Annotated in this window: 17 protein-coding genes; 6 read left to right on the forward strand and 11 right to left on the reverse strand. The window is 66.5% G+C overall.

The annotated features are described in order from the left end of the window. Positions 1–43 precede the first annotated feature (43 nt). On the forward strand, positions 44–1297 hold the full coding sequence (locus tag J7E83_RS07855) for a class I SAM-dependent methyltransferase (RefSeq protein WP_214960601.1): 1254 nt from the start codon (positions 44–46) through the stop codon (positions 1295–1297). A gap of 18 nt (positions 1298–1315) precedes the next feature. Here the strand turns inward: J7E83_RS07855 and J7E83_RS07860 are convergent, their stop codons facing one another. Then, a complete protein-coding gene (locus tag J7E83_RS07860; RefSeq protein WP_311379604.1) occupies positions 1316–2170 on the reverse strand; it encodes a shikimate 5-dehydrogenase in 855 nt (284 codons plus the stop codon). Between the two features lie 29 nt (positions 2171–2199). Beyond that, positions 2200–3930, reverse strand: a complete 1731-nt coding sequence (locus J7E83_RS07865) for a glycoside hydrolase family 3 N-terminal domain-containing protein (RefSeq protein ID WP_396020509.1) — start codon at positions 3928–3930, stop codon at positions 2200–2202. Positions 3931–4062: 132 nt separating this feature from the next. Between J7E83_RS07865 and J7E83_RS07870 the strand changes: the two genes are divergently transcribed. Continuing rightward, positions 4063–5214, forward strand: coding sequence for a glutamate--cysteine ligase (locus J7E83_RS07870; protein ID WP_214960603.1), 1152 nt, complete (start codon positions 4063–4065; stop codon positions 5212–5214). 29 nt (positions 5215–5243) lie between these two features. On the opposite strand, the gene tsaD is transcribed toward J7E83_RS07870, so the two are convergent. From tsaD to J7E83_RS07900, 6 genes are all read right to left on the reverse strand, one after another. Next, entirely contained in the window at positions 5244–6389 is a 1146-nt protein-coding gene (tsaD, locus tag J7E83_RS07875) for a tRNA (adenosine(37)-N6)-threonylcarbamoyltransferase complex transferase subunit TsaD (protein ID WP_214960605.1), read from the reverse strand. Continuing rightward, complete coding sequence (gene rimI / locus J7E83_RS07880; protein WP_214960607.1) at positions 6386–6898, reverse strand: ribosomal protein S18-alanine N-acetyltransferase; 513 nt, start codon at positions 6896–6898, stop codon at positions 6386–6388. The genes tsaD and rimI overlap by 4 nt, the downstream gene beginning before the upstream one ends. Continuing rightward, positions 6895–7566, reverse strand: a complete 672-nt coding sequence (tsaB, locus tag J7E83_RS07885; RefSeq protein ID WP_214960609.1) for a tRNA (adenosine(37)-N6)-threonylcarbamoyltransferase complex dimerization subunit type 1 TsaB — start codon at positions 7564–7566, stop codon at positions 6895–6897. Before tsaB ends, rimI begins: the two co-directional genes overlap by 4 nt. Beyond that, positions 7566–8225: a tRNA (adenosine(37)-N6)-threonylcarbamoyltransferase complex ATPase subunit type 1 TsaE gene (tsaE, locus tag J7E83_RS07890; RefSeq protein ID WP_214960612.1), complete on the reverse strand. Its 660-nt coding sequence runs from the start codon at positions 8223–8225 to the stop codon at positions 7566–7568. The genes tsaB and tsaE overlap by 1 nt, the downstream gene beginning before the upstream one ends. Further along, the gene (alr, locus tag J7E83_RS07895; RefSeq protein ID WP_214960614.1) at positions 8222–9430 is read right to left on the reverse strand and encodes an alanine racemase; all 1209 of its coding nucleotides are present in this window, start codon (positions 9428–9430) and stop codon (positions 8222–8224) included. Before alr ends, tsaE begins: the two co-directional genes overlap by 4 nt. Before the next feature lie 156 nt (positions 9431–9586). After that, positions 9587–10678 (reverse strand): PfkB family carbohydrate kinase, encoded by a 1092-nt coding sequence (locus tag J7E83_RS07900; protein ID WP_214960616.1) that lies wholly within the window; start codon positions 10676–10678, stop codon positions 9587–9589. A gap of 70 nt (positions 10679–10748) precedes the next feature. Between J7E83_RS07900 and J7E83_RS07905 the strand changes: the two genes are divergently transcribed. Further along, entirely contained in the window at positions 10749–12197 is a 1449-nt protein-coding gene (locus J7E83_RS07905) for a 6-phospho-beta-glucosidase (RefSeq protein ID WP_214960618.1), read from the forward strand. On the opposite strand, the gene J7E83_RS07910 is transcribed toward J7E83_RS07905, so the two are convergent. Beyond that, positions 12194–12718: a GNAT family N-acetyltransferase gene (locus J7E83_RS07910; RefSeq protein ID WP_311379605.1), complete on the reverse strand. Its 525-nt coding sequence runs from the start codon at positions 12716–12718 to the stop codon at positions 12194–12196. The genes J7E83_RS07905 and J7E83_RS07910 overlap by 4 nt on opposite strands. Before the next feature lie 122 nt (positions 12719–12840). On the opposite strand from J7E83_RS07910, the gene mshA reads away from it, so the two are divergent. From mshA to J7E83_RS07925, 3 genes are all read left to right on the forward strand, one after another. Beyond that, positions 12841–14106: a D-inositol-3-phosphate glycosyltransferase gene (mshA, locus tag J7E83_RS07915; RefSeq protein WP_214960622.1), complete on the forward strand. Its 1266-nt coding sequence runs from the start codon at positions 12841–12843 to the stop codon at positions 14104–14106. A gap of 66 nt (positions 14107–14172) precedes the next feature. Beyond that, positions 14173–15855: a formate--tetrahydrofolate ligase gene (locus J7E83_RS07920; protein ID WP_214960624.1), complete on the forward strand. Its 1683-nt coding sequence runs from the start codon at positions 14173–14175 to the stop codon at positions 15853–15855. A 151-nt stretch (positions 15856–16006) separates the two neighbouring features. After that, positions 16007–16966 carry a DUF559 domain-containing protein gene (locus tag J7E83_RS07925; RefSeq protein WP_214960626.1) on the forward strand — a complete coding sequence of 320 codons (960 nt, stop codon included), beginning with the start codon at positions 16007–16009 and terminating at the stop codon, positions 16964–16966. A 311-nt stretch (positions 16967–17277) separates the two neighbouring features. Here J7E83_RS07925 and J7E83_RS07930 read toward each other — a convergent pair whose 3' ends face one another. Together J7E83_RS07930 and mgrA are read right to left on the reverse strand one after the other, a co-directional pair. Continuing rightward, entirely contained in the window at positions 17278–18363 is a 1086-nt protein-coding gene (locus J7E83_RS07930) for an inositol-3-phosphate synthase (protein WP_214960628.1), read from the reverse strand. Positions 18364–18537: 174 nt separating this feature from the next. Continuing rightward, positions 18538–19578 carry an L-glyceraldehyde 3-phosphate reductase gene (gene mgrA / locus J7E83_RS07935; RefSeq protein WP_214960630.1) on the reverse strand — a complete coding sequence of 347 codons (1041 nt, stop codon included), beginning with the start codon at positions 19576–19578 and terminating at the stop codon, positions 18538–18540. Between the last annotated feature and the right edge of the window lie 12 nt (positions 19579–19590).

Genomic DNA, 19590 nt, shown 5'->3' on the forward strand with positions numbered 1-19590 from the left:
TATCGGGAACTCGCCATAGGGCTCCTCCACTAGGCTTGAACCCATGGCTCAAGCACCGCAGGACCAGATTGCACCTCTGCTCACGAGCGAAGGCTGGGAGCTGCTGGCGTCCCTGGGACCTTACCGCGAGGACAAGGCGTTCGAGCTTAATGCGTCCCTTCGCAAGGCCGGGCACTCCCCCGAACTGGTGTCAGCGGTGCTCACCCAGTCAAGGCTGCGGACCAAGGCCGAACTGAAGTTCGGGGAGTTCGCGCGGCGGATGCTTTTCACCCAGGCCGGGCTTGAGCAGGCCACCAGGCTGAACGTTGCGGCCAGGCACGCCGAGCGGTTCGCGCGGGCCGGGATCAGCCATGTGGCCGACCTGGGCTGCGGGCTTGCCGCGGATTCGCTGGCGCTCGCGTCCATGGACATCACTGTCACCGCGGTGGAAATGGACGAAACCACCGCGGCCTGCGCCACCGTAAACCTGATCCCTTTTCCGAACGCCACCGTGGTGCACTCCGATGCGACAACGGTGCGGCTGGACGGCGTCGACGGCGTCTGGCTGGATCCCGCGCGCCGCGTCACGTCCACGTCGGGTACCAAGCGGATCTGGGACCCGGAGGCCTTCTCCCCTCCGCTCTCGTTCGTGGAATCCCTCGCCGCGACCGGCCGTGCGGTGGGAGTCAAGATGGGCCCCGGCATGCCGCACGATTCGGTCCCCGCCGGCTGTGAGGCGCAATGGGTCTCCGTGGGCGGCGATGTCACCGAGGTGACGCTGTGGTTCAACGCCGTCAGCCGGCCGGGAATCCGCAGGGCCGCTCTGTTGCTCGGAGCCCAGGGCGCCGCCGAGATTACCAGCGGCGAAGACTTCGACGGCGGCCCGGCGGCGCCGGTGGGTCCGGTGGAGGGCTACCTGTACGAGCCCGACGGCGCCGTGATCCGTGCAGGCCTGGTGGCCGACGTCGCGCTCCAGCTGGGCGGGCACCTGGTGGATGAGCACATCGCCTATATCTGCGCCCCGGAGCTGGTGGACACGCCCTTCGCCCGGGCCTACAAGGTGCTGGAAGTGATGCCTTACAACGTCAAGGCGCTCAAAGCCTGGGTGAAGGACAACGGCGTCGGCGTGCTGGATATCAAGAAGCGCGGCATGGCCATCACCCCGGAGGAGCTGCGCAAAGAGCTTCTCTTCGGAGGGAAAACTGCAGGCAAAAACACAGGGAAGTCAGCGGCGAAGAAAGCCGGAATCAAGACAGCCACCCTGGTCCTGACCCGCATCGGTGAGGACCGGGTGGCCATCTCGGTGAAACCTGTCTGACTACTGCGCCCGCGCGAACTACTGCGCCCGCATGAACTCCTCGGCGGCTTGCACCTGCTCCTCGGTCGGGCGGACCCCGGTGTACAGGACGAACTGCTCCAGCGCCTGAATGGTGGCCACCTCGGCGCCCGTGATGACCGGCTTTCCTGCCGCGCGGGCGGCTTTGATGAGGGGCGTTTCGGCGGGCAGCGCGACGACGTCGAACACCACTTTGGCGGCATTGACAGCCTCCTGGGGGAAGGACAGCGAGTCGGACCCAGCCCCTCCCTCCATACCTCCCTCCATGCCTCCCTCCATGCCTCCCTCCATACCAATAGGAGTGACGTTAATGATCAGGTCCGCCGTGCCGCCGTCGAGCGCCGCGCGCCACGGGAACCCGTAGTGCTCCGCCAGGGCGCGTCCGGTGTTCTCGTTGCGCGCGACCACCGTGACGTCCGTGAACCCAGCATCCCGGAGCGCCGCGACGGTGGCCTTGGCCATGCCGCCGGCACCCTGGACCAGCACCGAGTAGTCCGTGGGGACGGCGTTGCTCTGGAGCAGCTGCTCGATGGCCGTGTAGTCGGTGTTGTAGGCCTTGAGGTGCCCGTCCGTGTTCACGATCGTGTTGACCGAGTCGATGGCCTGGGCTGACGGATCCATCTCATCCACCAGGGCGATGACGTCCTCCTTGTACGGCATGGACACCGCGCAGCCACGGATTCCCAGGCCGCGCACGCCGGAGATGGCCTGGGCGAGGTCCGTGGGGGCGAAGGCCTTATAGATCCAGTTCAGTCCGAGCTGCTCGTACAAGTGGTTGTGAAAACGCGTCCCGTTGTTGCTCGGCCGGGCCGACAGGGAGATGCAGAGGGTCATGTCTTTATTGAGAATAGGCACCCGTCCATTAAAACGGGTCTCCGGCTGCTTTAAGGGCAGCCGGTCCCCGCCGGGAAACTTCCGACGGCGGCAGGCAGCTTTCCCGGTGCCGTCGCCTTGCCTGCCAGTACGGCCGCCAGGGCGTCAAAGGCGCCCTGGCTCCGGCCATAGACCGCTATCTTGACCGGCGCGCTGGAGCCCTGCAAAGGCCAGGGAGCGTCCAGGGCCACCGCGATGTCACCGCCGGCAGGAAGGCCACCGTAACCGATGAGGCTGACGAGCGGCCCTTCCCCCGCGCCCAGCCCCGCCTTTGCTGCGGCGGCCTCGAACCGGGCCCTGTCCTGCGGGGAACCGCCGTCCAGCCGGACGCTGCCGGGGACCAGAGGTCCGCTACAAGGGCCGGAAAGGACTGTGACTGCGGCCGCGGAAACCTGGGCGGAGAGTACGCTGCCGCTTCCCGGCGCAGACCCGCCCGGCGGTGCTGTCCTGGCCCGCCAGATCATCATGGTGGCAACCCGTCGAGCTGCTTCGTCCAGCCTTGCGGCGGGCAGGCTGCCGGAAGCCACTGCGCCGACAATGGCCGCGTGTGCCTTCCCGACATCCGGTGGCATCAGGAGCAGGTCAGCCCCGGCGGCAAGCGCAGCGGACGCCGCGGCGCCGTCGGGGTACTGCTGCTGGATGGCACCCATGTTGAGCGCGTCCGTCACCGCCACCCCATTGAAGCCCAGCGCCCGCAGGGCTGCGTACGCCGGCTTGGACAACGACGCCGGGACGCCAGGTTCCAGTGCGGGTACGGCGATGTGCCCCGTCATGACCACGGGCGCACCCGCTGCGACGGCTGCCTGGAAGGGCTTCCAGTCTCGCGCGCTGAGCTCGGCGACTCCCGCCGGCTGTACGGGAAGGCTCTGGTGGGAATCCACGGTGAGGGAGCCGTGGCCAGGGAAATGCTTGACGACGGGCAGGAGGCCTGCTTCTTGCATGCCCTGGGAAAAAGCCACTCCCAGCCGCGCTGCCGTATCCGGGTCGCCGGACATGGAGCGCGCGCCGATGGTGGGATCCGCCGGGCCGATGGTGACGTCGGTGTCGGGCGCGAAATCCACGGTGAAGCCCAGTGGCACAAGTTCGGAGGCAAGGGCGCGGCCGGCGTCCTTGGTGAGCGGCGCACTGCCTGCCGCGCCGTAGCTCATGGGCGCCGGCCATTCGGTCAGGGGTGCCCCGAGCCGCGCCACGATACCGCCCTCCTGGTCCACGCCGATAAGCCCGGGCCATGTCCTGCCGTCGGCGCGTGCGGCCTGTGCCAGCCGGGCGTTCACCGCCGCCATGGCAGCCGGGTCCACCTGCTTCCGAGCGTCCAGGGGAATGTTGTCCCCCATGATGATGGATCCTGCAAGGTGCAGCCGCTCGATGGTGGCAGCCTGGGCTTCGGCATCGGTTCCGCTGTAGGACGGCATCAGGACCTGCCCGGCCTTCTGTTCCACAGTCATCGCTGCCACTGCTGCGGCGGCTGCATCCTGGTCCCGCTGCTCAGGACCCCAGCCGAGTGCCCGCGTTCCATCGTCAGGTGCGTCCCCCGCCGAGGCATCCGGGGAGGCGGCAGGGGACGGTGGGGCCGACGTCGTCGGGCCTTCGGACGAGGACTGCGGAAGCGGCACTGACGGCGAAGACGACGGTGCTGGAGCCGGAGCCGCGCTACAGGAGGCGAGACTGACGGCGGCCATGACCGCCGCCACGGCGAGAGTGGTTTTGTGAATACTGTCACGGGTCCGCGGGAACAACGACATCAATACGATGCTACCCCTGCACTAGACTTGAGACACCCGTTCGCCTGCCGGCCGCCGCCTTTCTCTGCCCCCTTCTCTGCGGCCTGTTAGTAGCGGCGTGAGCCAGCCGCAACAGGACAGTTAGGGAAACGCGTGAAGATTGATTTCGCTTCATCGAGGCAGTCGACTCTTGGGGTGGAATGGGAACTGGCGCTCGTGGATGGCCAGACCGGCGAACTGGCATCTGTGGCCAACGAGGTGCTTCGGGGCGTGGCTTCCAAGCATCCCGAGCTCAATGAGGACGACGAGCATCCGCATATCAAGCAGGAACTGCTGCTCAATACGGTGGAGCTGGTCACTGGAATCTGCGAAACGGCGGGCGAAGCGAAGGAAGACCTCAGCCGCTCACTGGCCGCCGTCCGGGAAATCACCGACCCCATGGGCGTGGAGGTGTTCTGCGCCGGCAGCCATCCCTTCAGCCCCCCGCAGCTCCAGCCCGTGACAGACAAGGCCCGCTACGCGAAGCTCATCGACCGAACCCAGTGGTGGGGCCGGCAGATGGTGATCTACGGCGTACATGTCCACGTCGGACTGGACCGCCGTGAGAAGGCATTACCGGTGCTCGACGGGCTGGTTAACTACTTCCCCCACTTCCAGGCGCTCTCGGCGTCGAGCCCGTTCTGGGGCGGTGAGGACACTGGCTACGCCTCGCACCGGGCCCTGATGTTCCAGCAGCTTCCCACCGCCGGCCTGCCGTTCCAGTTCCGGTCGTGGGAAGAGTACGAATTCTACGTCCAGGACATGTTCAGGACCGGCGTGATAGACACGCTGTCCGAAATACGCTGGGACATCCGGCCCGTACCCAACCTGGGCACCATCGAAATGCGCATCTGCGACGGCCTGGCCACCCTGGAGGAAGTGGGCGCGATTGCGGCGCTGACCCAATGCCTGGTTGACGAATTCTCCAGCACGCTCGATAACGGCGGAACCATTCCCACCATGCCGCCCTGGCACATCCAGGAGAACAAGTGGCGTGCGGCCCGCTATGGCATGGACGCCATCATCATCCTCGACTCCGCCGGCAAGGAGCAGCTGGTGACTGACCACCTGCTGGAGACCCTGAACCGGCTTGAGCCCGTGGCGGCCAGGCTCGGCTGCCCGGACGAACTCGCCGATGTTGAGAAGATCATCCGCCGAGGTGCCGGCTACCAGCGCCAACGCCGGGTTGCCGCCGAACACGGCGGAGACCTCCGGGCCGTGGTGCTGGACCTCGTCAAGCAGATGCGGAACGGACCCACGGCTTAGGGCATATATTTGGCCAGCCCTGCGGCACGTTACCCCGCGGGCTCCGCGACTGTTTCCGCGGGGGCCGAGACGCTGGTAACCGGCATCGAGGAATCCGGGGCGAAGCGTATGCCACTCGGCCCGATCCCGGCCATGACCAACTGGGCACCCAAGGCAGCCACCATGGCTCCGTTGTCCGTGCACAGGTCCAGCGGGGGCACGTGGAGCCTGATTCCGGCGGAAGCACAGCGCTGGCCGGTCAGCTCGCGCAGCCTGGAGTTGGCCGCCACGCCCCCGCCCAGCAGGACATCCTTGATTCCATGCTCGCGGCAGGCCAGTACTGCCTTGGACGTGATCACGTCCACCACGGCCTCCTGGAACGCGGCGGCAATGTCAGCCACGGGAACGTCCTCGCCGCGGGCCTCGAACTGTTCCACGCAACGCGCCACGGCCGTCTTCAGCCCGCTGAAGGACCAGTCATACCGGTGCGGCCCTGGTTCCTCCGGCGTGCCCATGTACTTGGGCTGGGAGAGACCGCGCGGGAAGCGGATGGCTTTCGGATTGCCGGTGCGGGCCAGCTTGTCGATTGCGGGTCCTCCCGGATAACCGAGGCCCAGGATGCGGGCCACCTTGTCATAAGCTTCGCCGGCGGCGTCGTCGATCGTGGAACCCAGCAGTTGGACGTCGTCGGTAATGCTGTTGATCTTCAGGATCTCCGTATGTCCGCCGGACACCAGCAGGGCGCCGAGGTTTTCCGGGAACCGCAAGCCGGTCCCGTTGGCGCTGCCCTCCGCGCCTCCGTCGGCTGCGTGCCCTCCGTTCAGGAGCCCCACGCCGACGTGCGCCACCAAATGGTTGATCGCGTACAGCGGCTTGCCGGTGGCGACGGCCAGGGCCTTCGCGGCGCACACCCCCACCATGAGGGCACCTGCCAGGCCGGGGCCGGAGGTGACGGCGATGGCGTCCACATCGTCCAGTTGCACGCCTGCCTCGGACAGGGCCTGCCGCAGGGTGGGCACAAAAGCGTCCAGGTGCGCCCGCGAGGCGATCTCCGGAATCACGCCGCCGAAGCGGACATGCTCATCCATCGAGGAGGACACAGTGTTGGTGAGGAGGGTGGTTCCCCGCACAATGCCCACGCCGGTCTCGTCGCAGGAGGATTCGATGCCCAGCACCAAGGGCTGTGAGCGGTTCATGGCTGGCCTGCTTCCGCTGTCAGGGGGCCGGTCGGCCCGGTGAGCTGGAGCCTCATGATGAGGGCGTCCACGCCGTCCCGGTAGTACTTCCGGCGGAGATGGATCTGTTCGAAGCCGAACCTCAGGTACAGCTGCTGGGCCCGTGGGTTGTCCGCACGGACCTCCAGCAGGACGTCTTCCGCCCCGCGGCGGCGGGCTTCTTCGATGAGTTGCGTCAGCAGCGCGGAGCCGATCCCCCGGCCCTCCAGTTCAGGGACGACGGCGATGGTCTGCACATCGGCAATGGGCTCGATGCACATTAGGCCGGCATAGCCCACGATTCCTGAGCTGGTCTCCGCCACGAGGTAGCGGCGTGTGGTTGTCTGTGAGAGTTCGTCCAGGAACATCTGCAGCGGCCAGGCGTCCGCCGGGAACAGCCGCTGTTCCAGGGCGTTGACGGCCGGTATATCCTCCAAGGTCATGTCGCGCAGGAAGACACCCTCAGCGCGGGGCAGCGCCGGCGTACTCATAGTGCCCGCTTCCGGGGGCCCGGGACCTGGGCGTCGGATTCGCGGAGGTAGAGAGGTGTTGAGTCGAGCAGCTTCCCGCCCGCGGCCAGCCGGGCCAACGCGAACTGACCCAGGTAGAGGGCGTCAGGCTGCTCGGCGCTGAATCCTGGATCGGCCCGGAGGACGTCAGCGTAGAGTCCCGCTCCTGCCCCGTACGCCGGCAGGTCCGGCAGGTCCGTCGCGAAGCCAACGTGCGGGCCGTCCTCAAGCTGAGGCAACTGCCCTTCTGCCAGGCTGTAGCGCGCCCAGTAGACTTCTTTCCGCCGGGCGTCGGTGACCACCAGGAACTCGGCCGCGGCTCCTGTTGATTCAGCGACCTCCAGGGCAACGGCGTCCAGGCTCATCAGTCCGTAGAGCGGCTTGTCCCAGACGAAGGCCAGCGTCCTGGCCGTGGCGATGCCTGACCGCAGGCCGGTAAAGGGACCGGGACCTACTCCGGTGACGATCGCATCGATGTCGCTGCCCGTGACGCCGGTTGAGGACAGGAGGTCTTCGATGCCCGGGGCCAGCACTTCGGCGTGGCTGCGCGTGTCCTCGGTGGAGAAACTGGCCACCACTCCTTCCAGGGCGTCGTCAGAGACCAGCGCTGCGCTGGCCACGGCGGAGGTGTCGATGGCGAGGATAAGCATCAGGCTGTCCCTTCCGGGATTCCGGCGAGCGCTGGAGACCGGTCCCAGCGCGGACCGAAGCCGCGCATCACGATGGTCCGGGGTTCGTCGTCGTCCAAGGTGTCAAAGTCCAGGGTGCCAGAGTCCAGGGTGCCAGAGCCCAGGGTGTCAACCTCAGGGGCGCCAGAGCCTGTATCGTCAGTGCCCCGCGTTTTGGTGGTCCGCACGGGAGGCTGAAGGCCGGTGGCGCGGTGCAGATCGACTTCCAGCCGGCTCTCGCTCAGGTGCTCCACACGCCCGCGTCCCCACTCCACCACTGTCACGGACGAGTCCATGGTGTTCTCAAGGTCGATGTCATCAATTTCCGATGCCGAACCCAGCCGGTAGGCATCCACATGGACAAGGTCCGGGCCACCCGGACGGGCGCCATCCGGCAGGTTCGGGTGGATGCGGACCAGGACGAAGGTGGGCGAGATGATTCCGGGGCGCACGCCGAGCCCTTCCCCCAGCCCTTGCGTGAAGGTGGTCTTGCCTGCCCCGAGTTCGCCGGACAGGACCAGCAGGTCTCCTGCTTCCAGTGACGTTCCCAAGGCGGCGCCGAGTGCGTGCGTTTGCTCCGCCGTCGAGACGCTGAGTGTCAGTTCCCAGTTCGGCGGGTCCGCGGGGACGGGCACGCTCATGGCGCGTCCTGTCCGCTCAGCACGAGTTCATTGACGAAGCGCCGAGGAACGCGTGGGCTGATCCTGGTCACGATCTCGTAGTTGTTGGTTCCGGCCGCCTGCGCCCAGTCGTCGGCGGTCGGTCCTCCGCCCGCGCCGGTGCCGAACAGTTCCGCTTCGGCACCCAACAGGCCCGTCCCGGCAGGGCCGATATTGCCGAGGTCGATGACCATCTGGTCCATTGCGATGCGGCCCACGACGGGATAGGTCTTCCCTGCCACCCGCACGGGTCCGCCGGTCGCGACACGGGGAACGCCGTCGGCATAGCCCAGCGGAATCAGGGCCAGGGTGCTGGGGCCGCTCGTATGGTAGCGAAGCCCGTAGGACACGCCCTGCCCGTCCGGGACCTCCTTGCACTGGGACACCAAGGTCCGGAGGGTCATCGCCGGGCGGAGCCCCAGTTCAGCGGATGTCTGGCCCTCGAACGGCGACAGGCCATAGATGCCCAGGCCCACCCGTACCAGGTCGAAGTGGGTATCCGGCCGGGACAGCGTGGCCGGGGTGTTGGCCAGGTGCCGGACCTCAGGATCCACCCCTGCGTCCTCGGCCACCGCGAGCACTTCGCGGAAGGCAGCCAACTGCTGGTCTGTCTCAGGTCGCTCCGGCTCATCGGCGACGGACAGGTGCGAGAAAATGCCCACCACGCGCAGGAGTCCCTGGTCCTGGTACTCCAGGGCTTCGCCCACCACATGGTCCCAGGCATCAAGGGTGGCACCGTTCCGGCCCAGTCCCGTGTCCACCTTCAGATGGATCCGGGCGGGACGCTCCTGTTCCCGCGCCGCGGTCACGATCCGGTCCAGCTCCCAGCCGGAGCATCCGATGTCGACGCCGGCAGCCACCGCCGCGCCGAAGTTGCTTTCTGTAGTGTGCAGCCAGGCCAACATAGGCGCGTCGATTCCCGCGGCCCGCAGTGCCAGGGCCTCGGAGATGTGGGCCACTCCCAGCCAGGACGCCCCGGCTTCGAGGGCAGCCCTGGCCACCGGCACTGCTCCGTGCCCGTAGGCATCGGCCTTCACCACGGCCATGACCTTCGCTGGCGAGGCCGCATCCGCCAGCCGGCGCACGTTGTGCCGGATGGCGTCGAGGTCGATGACGGCGGACCGCTCGTTCAGGGGGTCCCCTCCTGAGGCCGCGCCGAAGTCACCAGATGCTACGGGGTAAGTCACCTTAGTGATTCTAGTGCGGGCGGTCAGGGCCGGATAATCGCGGGGTCGTCGGCGGCTGTTCCGACAACCGGTCAGGCGACTGTTCAGGCAACCGGTCAGGCGGCTGTTCAGGCAACAACCCAGGTAACTGCCCAGGCGTCAGATAGGTGCGCGTACTCAGGCGTCGGACAGATGCGCGATGGTTGCGGTTGCCCGGCGCTGCGCCGCCAGCGGGACGTCATGGACGATCTCGGCGAGGAATCCGAAGCGCCGCAGCCACTGGCTGCTCTGGCGCTCCCGCCGGGCGTTGGCCCGCTGCCACCAGTCGGCGATGTCGCCCCATCCGGGAGCGGCCAGTGAACCGCCCACTTCCTGGACCGCCAGTGAGGCGCAGAGATTGGCGAAGCGCAGCCTGTTCCCCAGCGGCCAGCCTGCGAGGCTGCCCACGATGAAGGCAGCATCAAAGCAGTCGCCGGCACCGGTCGGATCGAAGGCCGTAACGGGAAGCGACGGCACCCACTCCTCCTCCCCCGTCTCCGAGTCCACAGCCATGGCACCCTGGGCGCCGAGCGTCACCACGGCAACAGGTACTCGGTCCGCGAGGGCATACAGGGCGGCCCAGGGATCGTCCTTCCCGGTGAACGCCATGGCCTCGCGCTGATTGGGCAGGAAAGCGTGGAAATACTGCAGGTTGTCCAGCCTCACCGGCGCCCATTCGCCGCTGGGATCCCAGCCAACATCCCCGAAAAGCTTGACGCCGGCCCCATGGGCGGCTTTGGCCCATGGTTCGATTTCGGTGCCGAGCTCCGCGATGCCCGCGAGCGCAGGAGGCGGCATTCCGATCAGTTCGGAGGATGTCACCGGGGCCGGGTGCCCGTGAGTCACGAGGGAGCGGTCCTTCTCGATGCTCAAGGAAACCGTCACCGGCGAATGCCAGCCCGGTATGCGGCGGGAGAGGCTGAGGTCCACGTGTTCTTGTCCGGCCAGGATCTTCCAGTTGTAATCCCCGTAACCGTCATCCCCGAAGGCAGCCGCCAAACCTGTCCGGAGGCCCAGCCGCGCCGCCGCGATAGCCTGGTTCGCCACCCCGCCGGGGCAGCTACCCATGCCCTCGCTCCAGATCTCGGTCCCCGGCTCCGGGGCATGGGGCAATCCGGTAAAGATGATGTCCTGGAACACGGTTCCGGCGAGGATCAGGTCGAACTCCCCGTCCGACGCGGTGCGGACGGCCGAAAGCGGATCGAAGCGGCGGGCGGGGATCGCGTCCATGTCCGGCACACTACGCCCTGGCGCGGCCCGGCGATAGGGGCGACGCGGCTCCAGGCCTAGACTGCTGCCTATGCGGCTCATGATTGCCGGCGGCGGCGGATTCCGCGTACCGCTTGTCTACCGGGCGCTGGCCTCCGGCCCCTTTGCCGGGCTGGTCAGCGAACTTGTCCTGTTCGACGTCGACCCCGGGCGCCTTAGCGCCATCACCGCGGTGCTGCGCTCCATGCCGCTTACCCCCGGCACCGGCGTCCTGCCGCCGTCCATCCGCACCACCAGTTCCCTGCCCGAAGCACTGGCCGGGACCCAGTTGGTGTTCGCGGCGATCCGTCCGGGAGGGACGGCCGGCCGGGTCGCGGATGAGCGCGTGGCCCAAAACCTTGGCCTGCTGGGACAGGAGACCACCGGAGCAGGCGGTATTTCCTACGCCCTGCGCACCATCCCGGAGATGCTGGACCTCGCGCGGCAGATGCGGCAGCACTGCCCGGATGCCTGGCTCATCAATTTCACGAACCCGGCCGGGATGGTCACCGAAGCCCTGCTGCCGGTCCTCGGACGGAAAGCGATCGGGATCTGCGATTCTGCGGGCGGGCTGGTCCACCGTGCGGCACGGGCTGCCGGTGTGCCGCTGCCGGATGGAAGGCTCGACGGCGTGGGCTACTACGGGCTCAACCACCTGGGCTGGCTCTACCGGATGGAGCGGGGCGGCCGGGACCTGCTCCCGGGCCTGCTGTCCGACCCGCAGGCCCTCGCGTCCTTCGAAGAAGGCCGGCTGTTTCCCCAGCCGTTCCTGGCCCGGCTGGGCGCCCTTCCCAATGAATACCTGTATTACTACTACCAGCGGGACAGCGCAGCAGCCGCGATGCGTGCCATGGTGATGACCCGCGGCGAGTCCATTCACCGCCAGCAGGCAGAGCTTTACCCACGGCTTGCCGCGGCAGGTGCCGAAGCCTACCGCCTGTGGGACGCCGCCCGCCGGTCCCGGGAGGAAGGCTACCTGGCCGAGGCCCGGACCCATGGCGAGCAGCGCGACGAGGACGATCTCGCGGGCGGCGGGTACGAACGCGTGGCCCTGGCGGTCATGAAGGCACTTTCCGGTGGCGGCGACGCTCAGCTGATCCTCAACACACGCAACAGGCTGCCGGCGGCCGGCGCTGCTGCCGACCCGGGCGGCGGCAGTGCTGCGGACCCGGGTCCTGCAGAAGCGGCCCTCCCGGGGCTGCCCCCGGACGCCGTCGTCGAGGTCCCCTGCACCGTAACGCCCGACGGCGCGGTGCCGCTTGCGCAGTCGTCGCCGGCAGCGGAGCAGCTTGCCCTCCTCCAGCAGGTCAAGGAGGTCGAACGGCTCACCGTGCAAGCCGCAACGCAGCGAGACCGGACGGCCGCCGTCGAGGCCTTCGCCCGGCACCCGCTGGTAGATTCAGCGGACCTTGGTGCTGCCTTATTGGCCGGATATGAACGGGAATTTCCTGCACTTCTGAATCTCTGGCGGAACGCCGGCGCCGCAGCGGGCCGAGGCTAGAGCTTTCGGTACATCACGTGCAGCCCGACGTATCCCAAGCTGGGATGGTCGAACGCCTCGGGAATGGTTGCGAGGACCTCGAAACCCATGGCTTTCCAAGCGGCCACGGCCCGGACGTTGCTTTCCACCACGGCGTTGAACTGCATCGCCCGGAAGCCTGCCGCGCGCGCGGCCTCCAGGGAGTAGTTGCAGAGTGCCCTGGCCACGCCCTTGCCTCCGTGATTGCTGTGGGCCATATAGCCGGCATTTGCCACGTGGCTGCCGGCTCCGCCCTGATTGGGGTGCAGCTCGCCGGTGCCGATCACGCGGCCGTCGGAGGTCACAGCCACAAAGGCTTGGCCCGGAGCTTCCTTGAACCAGCGCTGGCGGGCGGCCTCCTCGGTGGTATCCCGGTCCCAGGTGAACGTCTCGCCGGCCCTGATGACGGGCTCCACCACCGCCCACATGCCTGGCCAGTCTGCAGCTGTGGCTGGCCGGACCGAAAAATCTGTGGAAGTGGATGGTTCCGGGGTTGCTCTCACATGCGCCACGTTAGCAGCCGGGCACGGACCGTGAAGACGCCCGTTAACAGAGGAGTAGTGTTTTATCGGATGCACCACCGAGGGCACCGCCGACGCGGCGCCGGTGGTTGGAAGGAGACGCCATGGCACTGATTCGCAGGGTCGCGCTGCTCTCCCTCCACACCTCCCCCATGGAGCAGCCGGGCTCGGGGGACGCGGGCGGGATGAACGTGTATATCCGGGAGCTGGCTTCGGCGCTCGCGGAAGCCGGCGTCGAAGTGGAAATCTTCACGCGCTCCACCTCAGCGGGGCAGCCTGCCGTCGAACATCCATACCCTGGCGTGTGCGTCCACAACGTCATGGCCGGACCGGCCCGGAAAATCCCCAAGGAAGAACTCCCGGAACTGCTGCACAGCATGGTGGCCCAGATCGATCAGATCCGCCGGCGCCAGCCCCACGGCCGGTACGACGTCATCCATTCGCACTACTGGGTATCCGGAATCGCCGGCCTGGAACTGTCTGAACTCTGGCGCGTGCCGCTCATCCACACCATGCACACCATGGCTAAGGTCAAGAACCTGCTGCTCGAATCCGGCGAACAGCCGGAGCCGCGGCGCCGGGAAGTGGGCGAGCACAGGATTGTTGACGGCGCGGCGCGGCTCATCGCCAACACCACTGCCGAAGCGGCAGAACTGGTGTCACACTACGGGGCGGATTTCGACGTGATTGACGTAGCACCGCCGGGGGTGGACCTCAGCACCTTCACGCCGGCCTTCCGGGCGCGGTCCCGGGCCGAACGCGGCGTGGCGCCCGAGACGTTCCATCTGGTCTTCGCCGGCCGCATCCAACGATTGAAGGGGCCGCACGTCTTGCTCAAGGCCGCCGCCCTGCTGCGCTCCCGCCGCCCGGAAATCGATCTTCGGCTCACCATTCTGGGGGCGCTCAGCGGCAACAAGGACTTCAACCTCCGGCAGCTGATCGCGGAGGCGGGAATGGACGACGTCGTCACACACCTGCCGCCGGTCGGGGCACCGGAGCTGGCCTCCTGGTTCAGGTCCGCCGACCTTGTGGTGATGCCTTCCTACAGCGAGTCCTTCGGGCTCGTGGCCCTGGAGGCGCAAGCTTGCGGGACACCCGTGGTCGGCACCAGGGTAGGCGGGCTCTCGCGCGCGATCTGCCACGGACGGACCGGACTCCTGGTGGAGGGCCACCACGCCGCGGACTGGGCCGATGCCCTCGAATCCCTGTATGACGACCCGGCCACCCGTGAAGACATGGGCAGGGCTGCCTCCATCAGGGCAGAGAACTCCGGATGGCAGCGCACTGCCGCCATTACGCTGGAGAGCTACCACGCCGCCGTCGACAATTACGTGGCCCGCCGGCTGGTTCCGGCGGTCCGTGCGCCCTGAGCCAAACGCCCGCCGGGTGAACCGGCACGCCCCTAGCTGGAGAAGAGCCCAAACAAAAGGACAAAGATGTCTGAACGGAATTCCCTGAGCGACCTCGACATCGCCCGGCAGGCCCACATCCGGCCCATCGGGGAGATCGCCATGGCAGCAGGTATCAATGCTGAAGCGCTGGAACTGTACGGGCGCTATAAGGCCAAGGTTGATCCGGCCCGGCTGGACGCGCCTGCTCCCGCGGGGAAGGTGGTACTGGTGTCCGCGATGTCCCCCACTCCTGCCGGCGAGGGGAAATCCACCACCACCGTGGGGCTCGCGGATTCGCTCGCGCGCGCGGGCCACAAGGTGATGATCGCACTGCGGGAACCGTCGCTCGGCCCCGTGCTGGGCATGAAAGGCGGGGCAACTGGCGGCGGTTACTCCCAGGTCCTGCCCATGGACGAGATCAACCTGCACTTCACGGGTGACTTCCATGCCGTGACCTCCGCCAACAATGCCCTTATGGCGCTCGTGGACAACCACATCTACCAGGGCAACGAGCTGAACATCGATCCGCGCCGCATGACGTTTAAGCGCGTCCTGGACATGAACGACAGGTCGCTGCGGGAAGTGATCATCGGCCTGGGCGGGCCCACGCAGGGAGTCCCGCGGCAGGACGGCTTCGACATCACCGTCGCCTCGGAGATCATGGCCGTGTTCTGCCTGGCCACTGACCTTGCCGATCTCCGTGAGCGGCTGGGCCGGATCACCTTCGGCTACACCTATGAACGCTCGCCGGTCAGCGTCGCCGACCTCGGCGTCCAGGGGGCCCTGACCCTGCTTCTGAAGGAAGCCATCAAGCCCAACCTCGTGCAGACCATCGCGGGAACGCCAGCGCTGGTCCACGGTGGCCCGTTCGCCAACATCGCCCACGGCTGCAACTCGCTTATCGCCACGCAGACCGCACGGCGGCTCGCCGACATTGTGGTCACCGAGGCCGGCTTCGGCGCGGACCTGGGGGCGGAGAAGTACATGGACATCAAGGCCCGGGTGGCGGACCTGGCACCGTCCGCCGTCGTGGTGGTGGCGACTGTCAGAGCCCTGAAGATGCACGGCGGCGTGGCCAAGGACAAGCTCACGGAACCGGACCTCGAAGCGCTCGCTGTCGGCGTCGACAATCTCCGGCGGCACGTGCGCAATGTTGAGAAGTTTGGCGTCACCCCGGTGGTGGCCATCAACAGGTTCGCAACCGACACGCAGGAGGAGCTCGACTGGCTGCTGGAGTGGTGTGCGACGGAAGGAGTGCAGGCCGCCGTCGCTGATGTCTGGGGGCGGGGCGGCGGCGGAGATGGCGGCGACGAACTGGCAGCCAAGGTGGCGGCGGCGGTCTCCGCCCCCAACAGCTTCCGGCACTTGTACCGGCTGGACCTGCCTGTGGAGGAGAAGATCAGGAGCATCGCCCAGGAGATCTACGGAGCCGACGGCGTGGAGTTCTCCGTGCCTGCCCTGAAGCGGCTTGCAGACATCGAAAAGAACGGCTGGACCGGGATGCCCATCTGCATGGCGAAGACCCAGTATTCGTTCAGCGACGACGCCTCCCTGCTCGGCGCGCCGAAGGGCTTCACCATCCACGTGCGCGACCTCATCCCCAAGACCGGGGCAGGTTTCATCGTGGCCCTCACGGGTGCCGTGATGACCATGCCTGGCCTTCCCGCCAGCCCTGCCGCCATGCGGATGGACGTGGACGACGCGGGCAACCCCGTCGGCCTCACCTAGCCCCAACGCTCTCTCACTTCCTGCCGCCTTCCCCCGGACCCTCTCTCACTTCCTGCCGCCTTCCCCCGGACCCTCTCTCACTTCCTGCCGACGGGCAACCTCCTGTGGATAACTTCTGCAGCATCGTGCCGTTTCGAGTCACAATGCCAGCATGCAAAAGCCCAGCATCCTTCCCCCGCACTTGACGGTGGCTCCCTTCACCTTCGATTCGGCCCGGGCGTCCGGTGTCACCACTGGCCGCCTGCGGCGAAAGGATGTGGTCCATGTTGGCCGCGGACTTTACCGCCCCTTGGACTGGAGCTTTGAATTGGAGGCTGCAGCCCGGGCGTTGTCTGCCGCCTCGCCCGGCGCCTGGATCTCGCACGTTACTGCCGCCCGGCTTAGCTGCCAGTTGCTCCCCCCTTGGTTGGCCGATTCGACGGAGCTTCACCTTAGTAAGCCACGCTCCTTGCCCTCTGTGCGCAGGAAGGGCGTGTTCGGACACACCCTGCTGGCCCGGGACGACGAGATCGAATCGGTGGACGGCATCCGAATCAGTACGCGGTCACGGACGTGGCTGGACTTGGCGCGAACGCTGCCGCTCAGAGACCTCGTGTGCATGGGCGATCAGTTGGTCCGAATCCCTCGCGAGGATTTCGAAGGGCGGACGCAGCCTTACGACACTGTGGATGGCTTGCGTTCGCTGGTCGGCCGTCATCCGAACTTGCAGGGCATTGTCCGGGCCCGAGAGGCTCTGGACTTGATGCGAGTCGGCTCCGACTCAGGGCCAGAATCGCTACTTCGCCTGGCGATGGCCGATGCCGGTCTCCCCGAGCCAGACCTTCAACTGCCACTACGCGTAGGCGACGACCTGTCTCCAACGGCGGACCTGGGCTACCGTCACAGGCGGATTGCAATCCAGTACGACGGCGGGCATCACCTTCTCGACGCCCAGGTCCTCCGCGACCGGCGGCGCGACAAGGCATTCAAATCAGCCGGCTGGACTGTTTTGGTGTTCGACAAGAGCGATCTTGCCGACGACTTCGAGCAGGCTCTCGGAAGGATCAAACGCGGACTGCGAACAGGATGGATTGACCATCCTCTTGCATCCGGTTTTGCAAACATCGAGTGAGAGAGCGTGCTGTCGAAACCTGCAGGAAGTGAGAGAGCGTGCTGTCGAAACCTGCAGGAAGTGAGAGAGCGTGCTGTCGAAACCTGCAGGAAGTGAGAGAGCGTCCCAGGGCCGTTCAGGAATGCTGCGGGCGGCCCAGCTTCTGTGGAATTTCCGGACGGGCCGGCATGTCCGGACTGCCGCCGCGCTTGAGCAGGCCAGCCACGCCTTTCGCCGCTACGGTCAGGGCGGCTAGACGCGCGACGCTCTCCCACCAGAGTGAGAGAGCGTCAGGCCAAAAGCCGCAGAAAGTGAGAGAGCGTCCCCCGGGGTTAGCGCTCCAGGTCGCCGCGGATGAACGCCTCGACCTTTTCGCGGGCGAGGTCGTCGTTGAACTGCTCAGGCGGAGACTTCATGAAGTAGCTTGAGGCGGACAGCAGCGGTCCGCCGATGCCGCGGTCCAGCCCAATCTTGGCGGCGCGGATGGCGTCGATGATCACGCCGGCCGAGTTGGGCGAGTCCCAGACTTCCAGCTTGTACTCCAGGGACACCGGCGCATCACCGAAATTGCGTCCCTCGAGGCGGACGAAGGCCCACTTGCGGTCGTCGAGCCACTGGACGTAATCCGACGGGCCAATGTGGACATCCTTGGCGGCCAGCTCGGCCTCCACGTTGGACGTTACGGCCTGGGTCTTGGAGATCTTCTTGGATTCGAGGCGGTCGCGCTCCAACATGTTCTTGAAGTCCATATTGCCACCGACGTTCAGCTGGTACGTCCGGTCCAGGGTGACGCCGCGGTCCTCGAACAGCTTGGCCATGACGCGGTGGGTGATGGTGGCACCGATCTGGCTCTTGATGTCATCGCCCACGATCGGCACACCGGCGGCGGTGAACTTATCCGCCCACTCCTTGGTCCCGGCAAGGAACACCGGCAAGGCGTTGACGAAGGCAACGCCTGCGTCGATTGCTGCCTGGGCGTAGAACTCTGCTGCCTTCTGCGATCCGACCGGCAGGTAGCACACGAGGACGTCGACCTTGGCGTCCTTGAGTGCCTGGACAACGTCCACCGGCTCCTCCGTGGACTGCTCGATGGTCTCGAGGTAGTACTTGCCGAGGCCGTCCAGGGTGTGCCCGCGCTGGACTGTCACGCCGGTGGGCGGTACGTCGGCGATCTTGATGGTGTTGTTTTCGCTGGCCAGGATGGCGTCAGCGAGGTCAACGCCGACTTTCTTGCCGTCAACGTCGAAGGCGGCAACGAACTGGACGTCGTTGACATGGTACTGGCCGAACTCCACGTGCATCAGGCCTGGGATCGTCGCGGCGGGATCTGCGTCACGGTAGTAGTGCACGCCTTGGACCAGCGAGGCGGCGCAGTTACCCACACCGACGATTGCAACACGAATCGGATTTGAAGACACGGAACTCCTTGTTGAGGACAAAACTTAAGCCACCGGGACAAATCGGTACCGGAAAGTACGACGGCGGACAGTCGGCACGGCGCCACGCGGCACCTTTTCATACTACCCAACAGAGCAGGGGCGGGGATTACTCCCTCGCCCCTGCTCCAGGTCTTACCGCGCGAAAAGGGAACGTTACGGCTTCTGCTGCCAGAGGTTGATGTCCGATTCCACCGCAAACTCATCGATGGCCGCCAGTTCCTCCTCAGTGAACTCCAGGTTGTTGATGGCCGAGAGCGTGTCTTCCAGCTGCCTGACGCTTGAGGCGCCGATCAGGGCCGACGTGACCGGGGGGCCCTTAGGCTGGTCGCGCAGAATCCAGGCGATGGCCATCTGTGCCAGCGACTGGCCGCGGCCTGCCGCGATCTTGTTCAAGCCACGGATTCGGTCCAGTTTTTCGTCCGTGATGGCGGCCTCGGACAGGAACCGTTCCTTCGCTGCCCGGGAATCAGCGGGGATGCCGTTCAGGTACCGGTCCGTGAGCATTCCCTGGGCCAGCGGCGAGAACGCGATGGAGCCTGCGCCCACCTGCTCGAGGGCTTCGTAGAGGTTGGGCGTGCCGTTCTCCGTCCACCGGTTGAGCATGGAGTAGCTGGGCTGGTGGATGAGCAGTGGCGTGCCGAGTTCCTTCAGGATCCGGGCCGCCTCGATGGTCTGCTCAGGTGTGTAGGAGGAGATACCGGCATAGAGTGCCTTGCCGGAGCGCACGGCGTAGTCCAACGCACCCATCGTCTCTTCCATGGGTGTTTCCGGGTCCGGGCGGTGGCTATAGAAGATATCCACGTAGTCCAGGCCCATCCGCTGCAGGGACTGGTCCAGGCTGGAAATCAGGTACTTGCGTGAACCCCATTCACCGTAGGGGCCGGGCCACATGTAGTAGCCGGCCTTGGTGGAGATGACCAATTCATCCCGGTACGGCTTGAAGTCATCCGCAAGGTGGCGTCCGAAGTTAATCTCCGCGGTGCCGTCCGGCGGTCCGTAGTTGTTGGCGAGGTCGAAGTGGTTGACGCCCAGGTCGAAGGCGCGGCGGAGGATGGCGCGCTGTTCGTCAAAGCGCTTGTCATCTCCGAAGTTGTGCCACAGCCCAAGCGAGATGGCCGGCAGCTTCAGCCCACTGCGTCCGACGCGGCGGTAGGGCATGGATTCATAGCGGTTATCCGCAGCGGAATAAGTCATATAACCTATCCT

This window comes from Arthrobacter sp. ISL-48 (assembly GCF_018613805.1).
Lineage (GTDB): Bacteria > Actinomycetota > Actinomycetes > Actinomycetales > Micrococcaceae > Arthrobacter.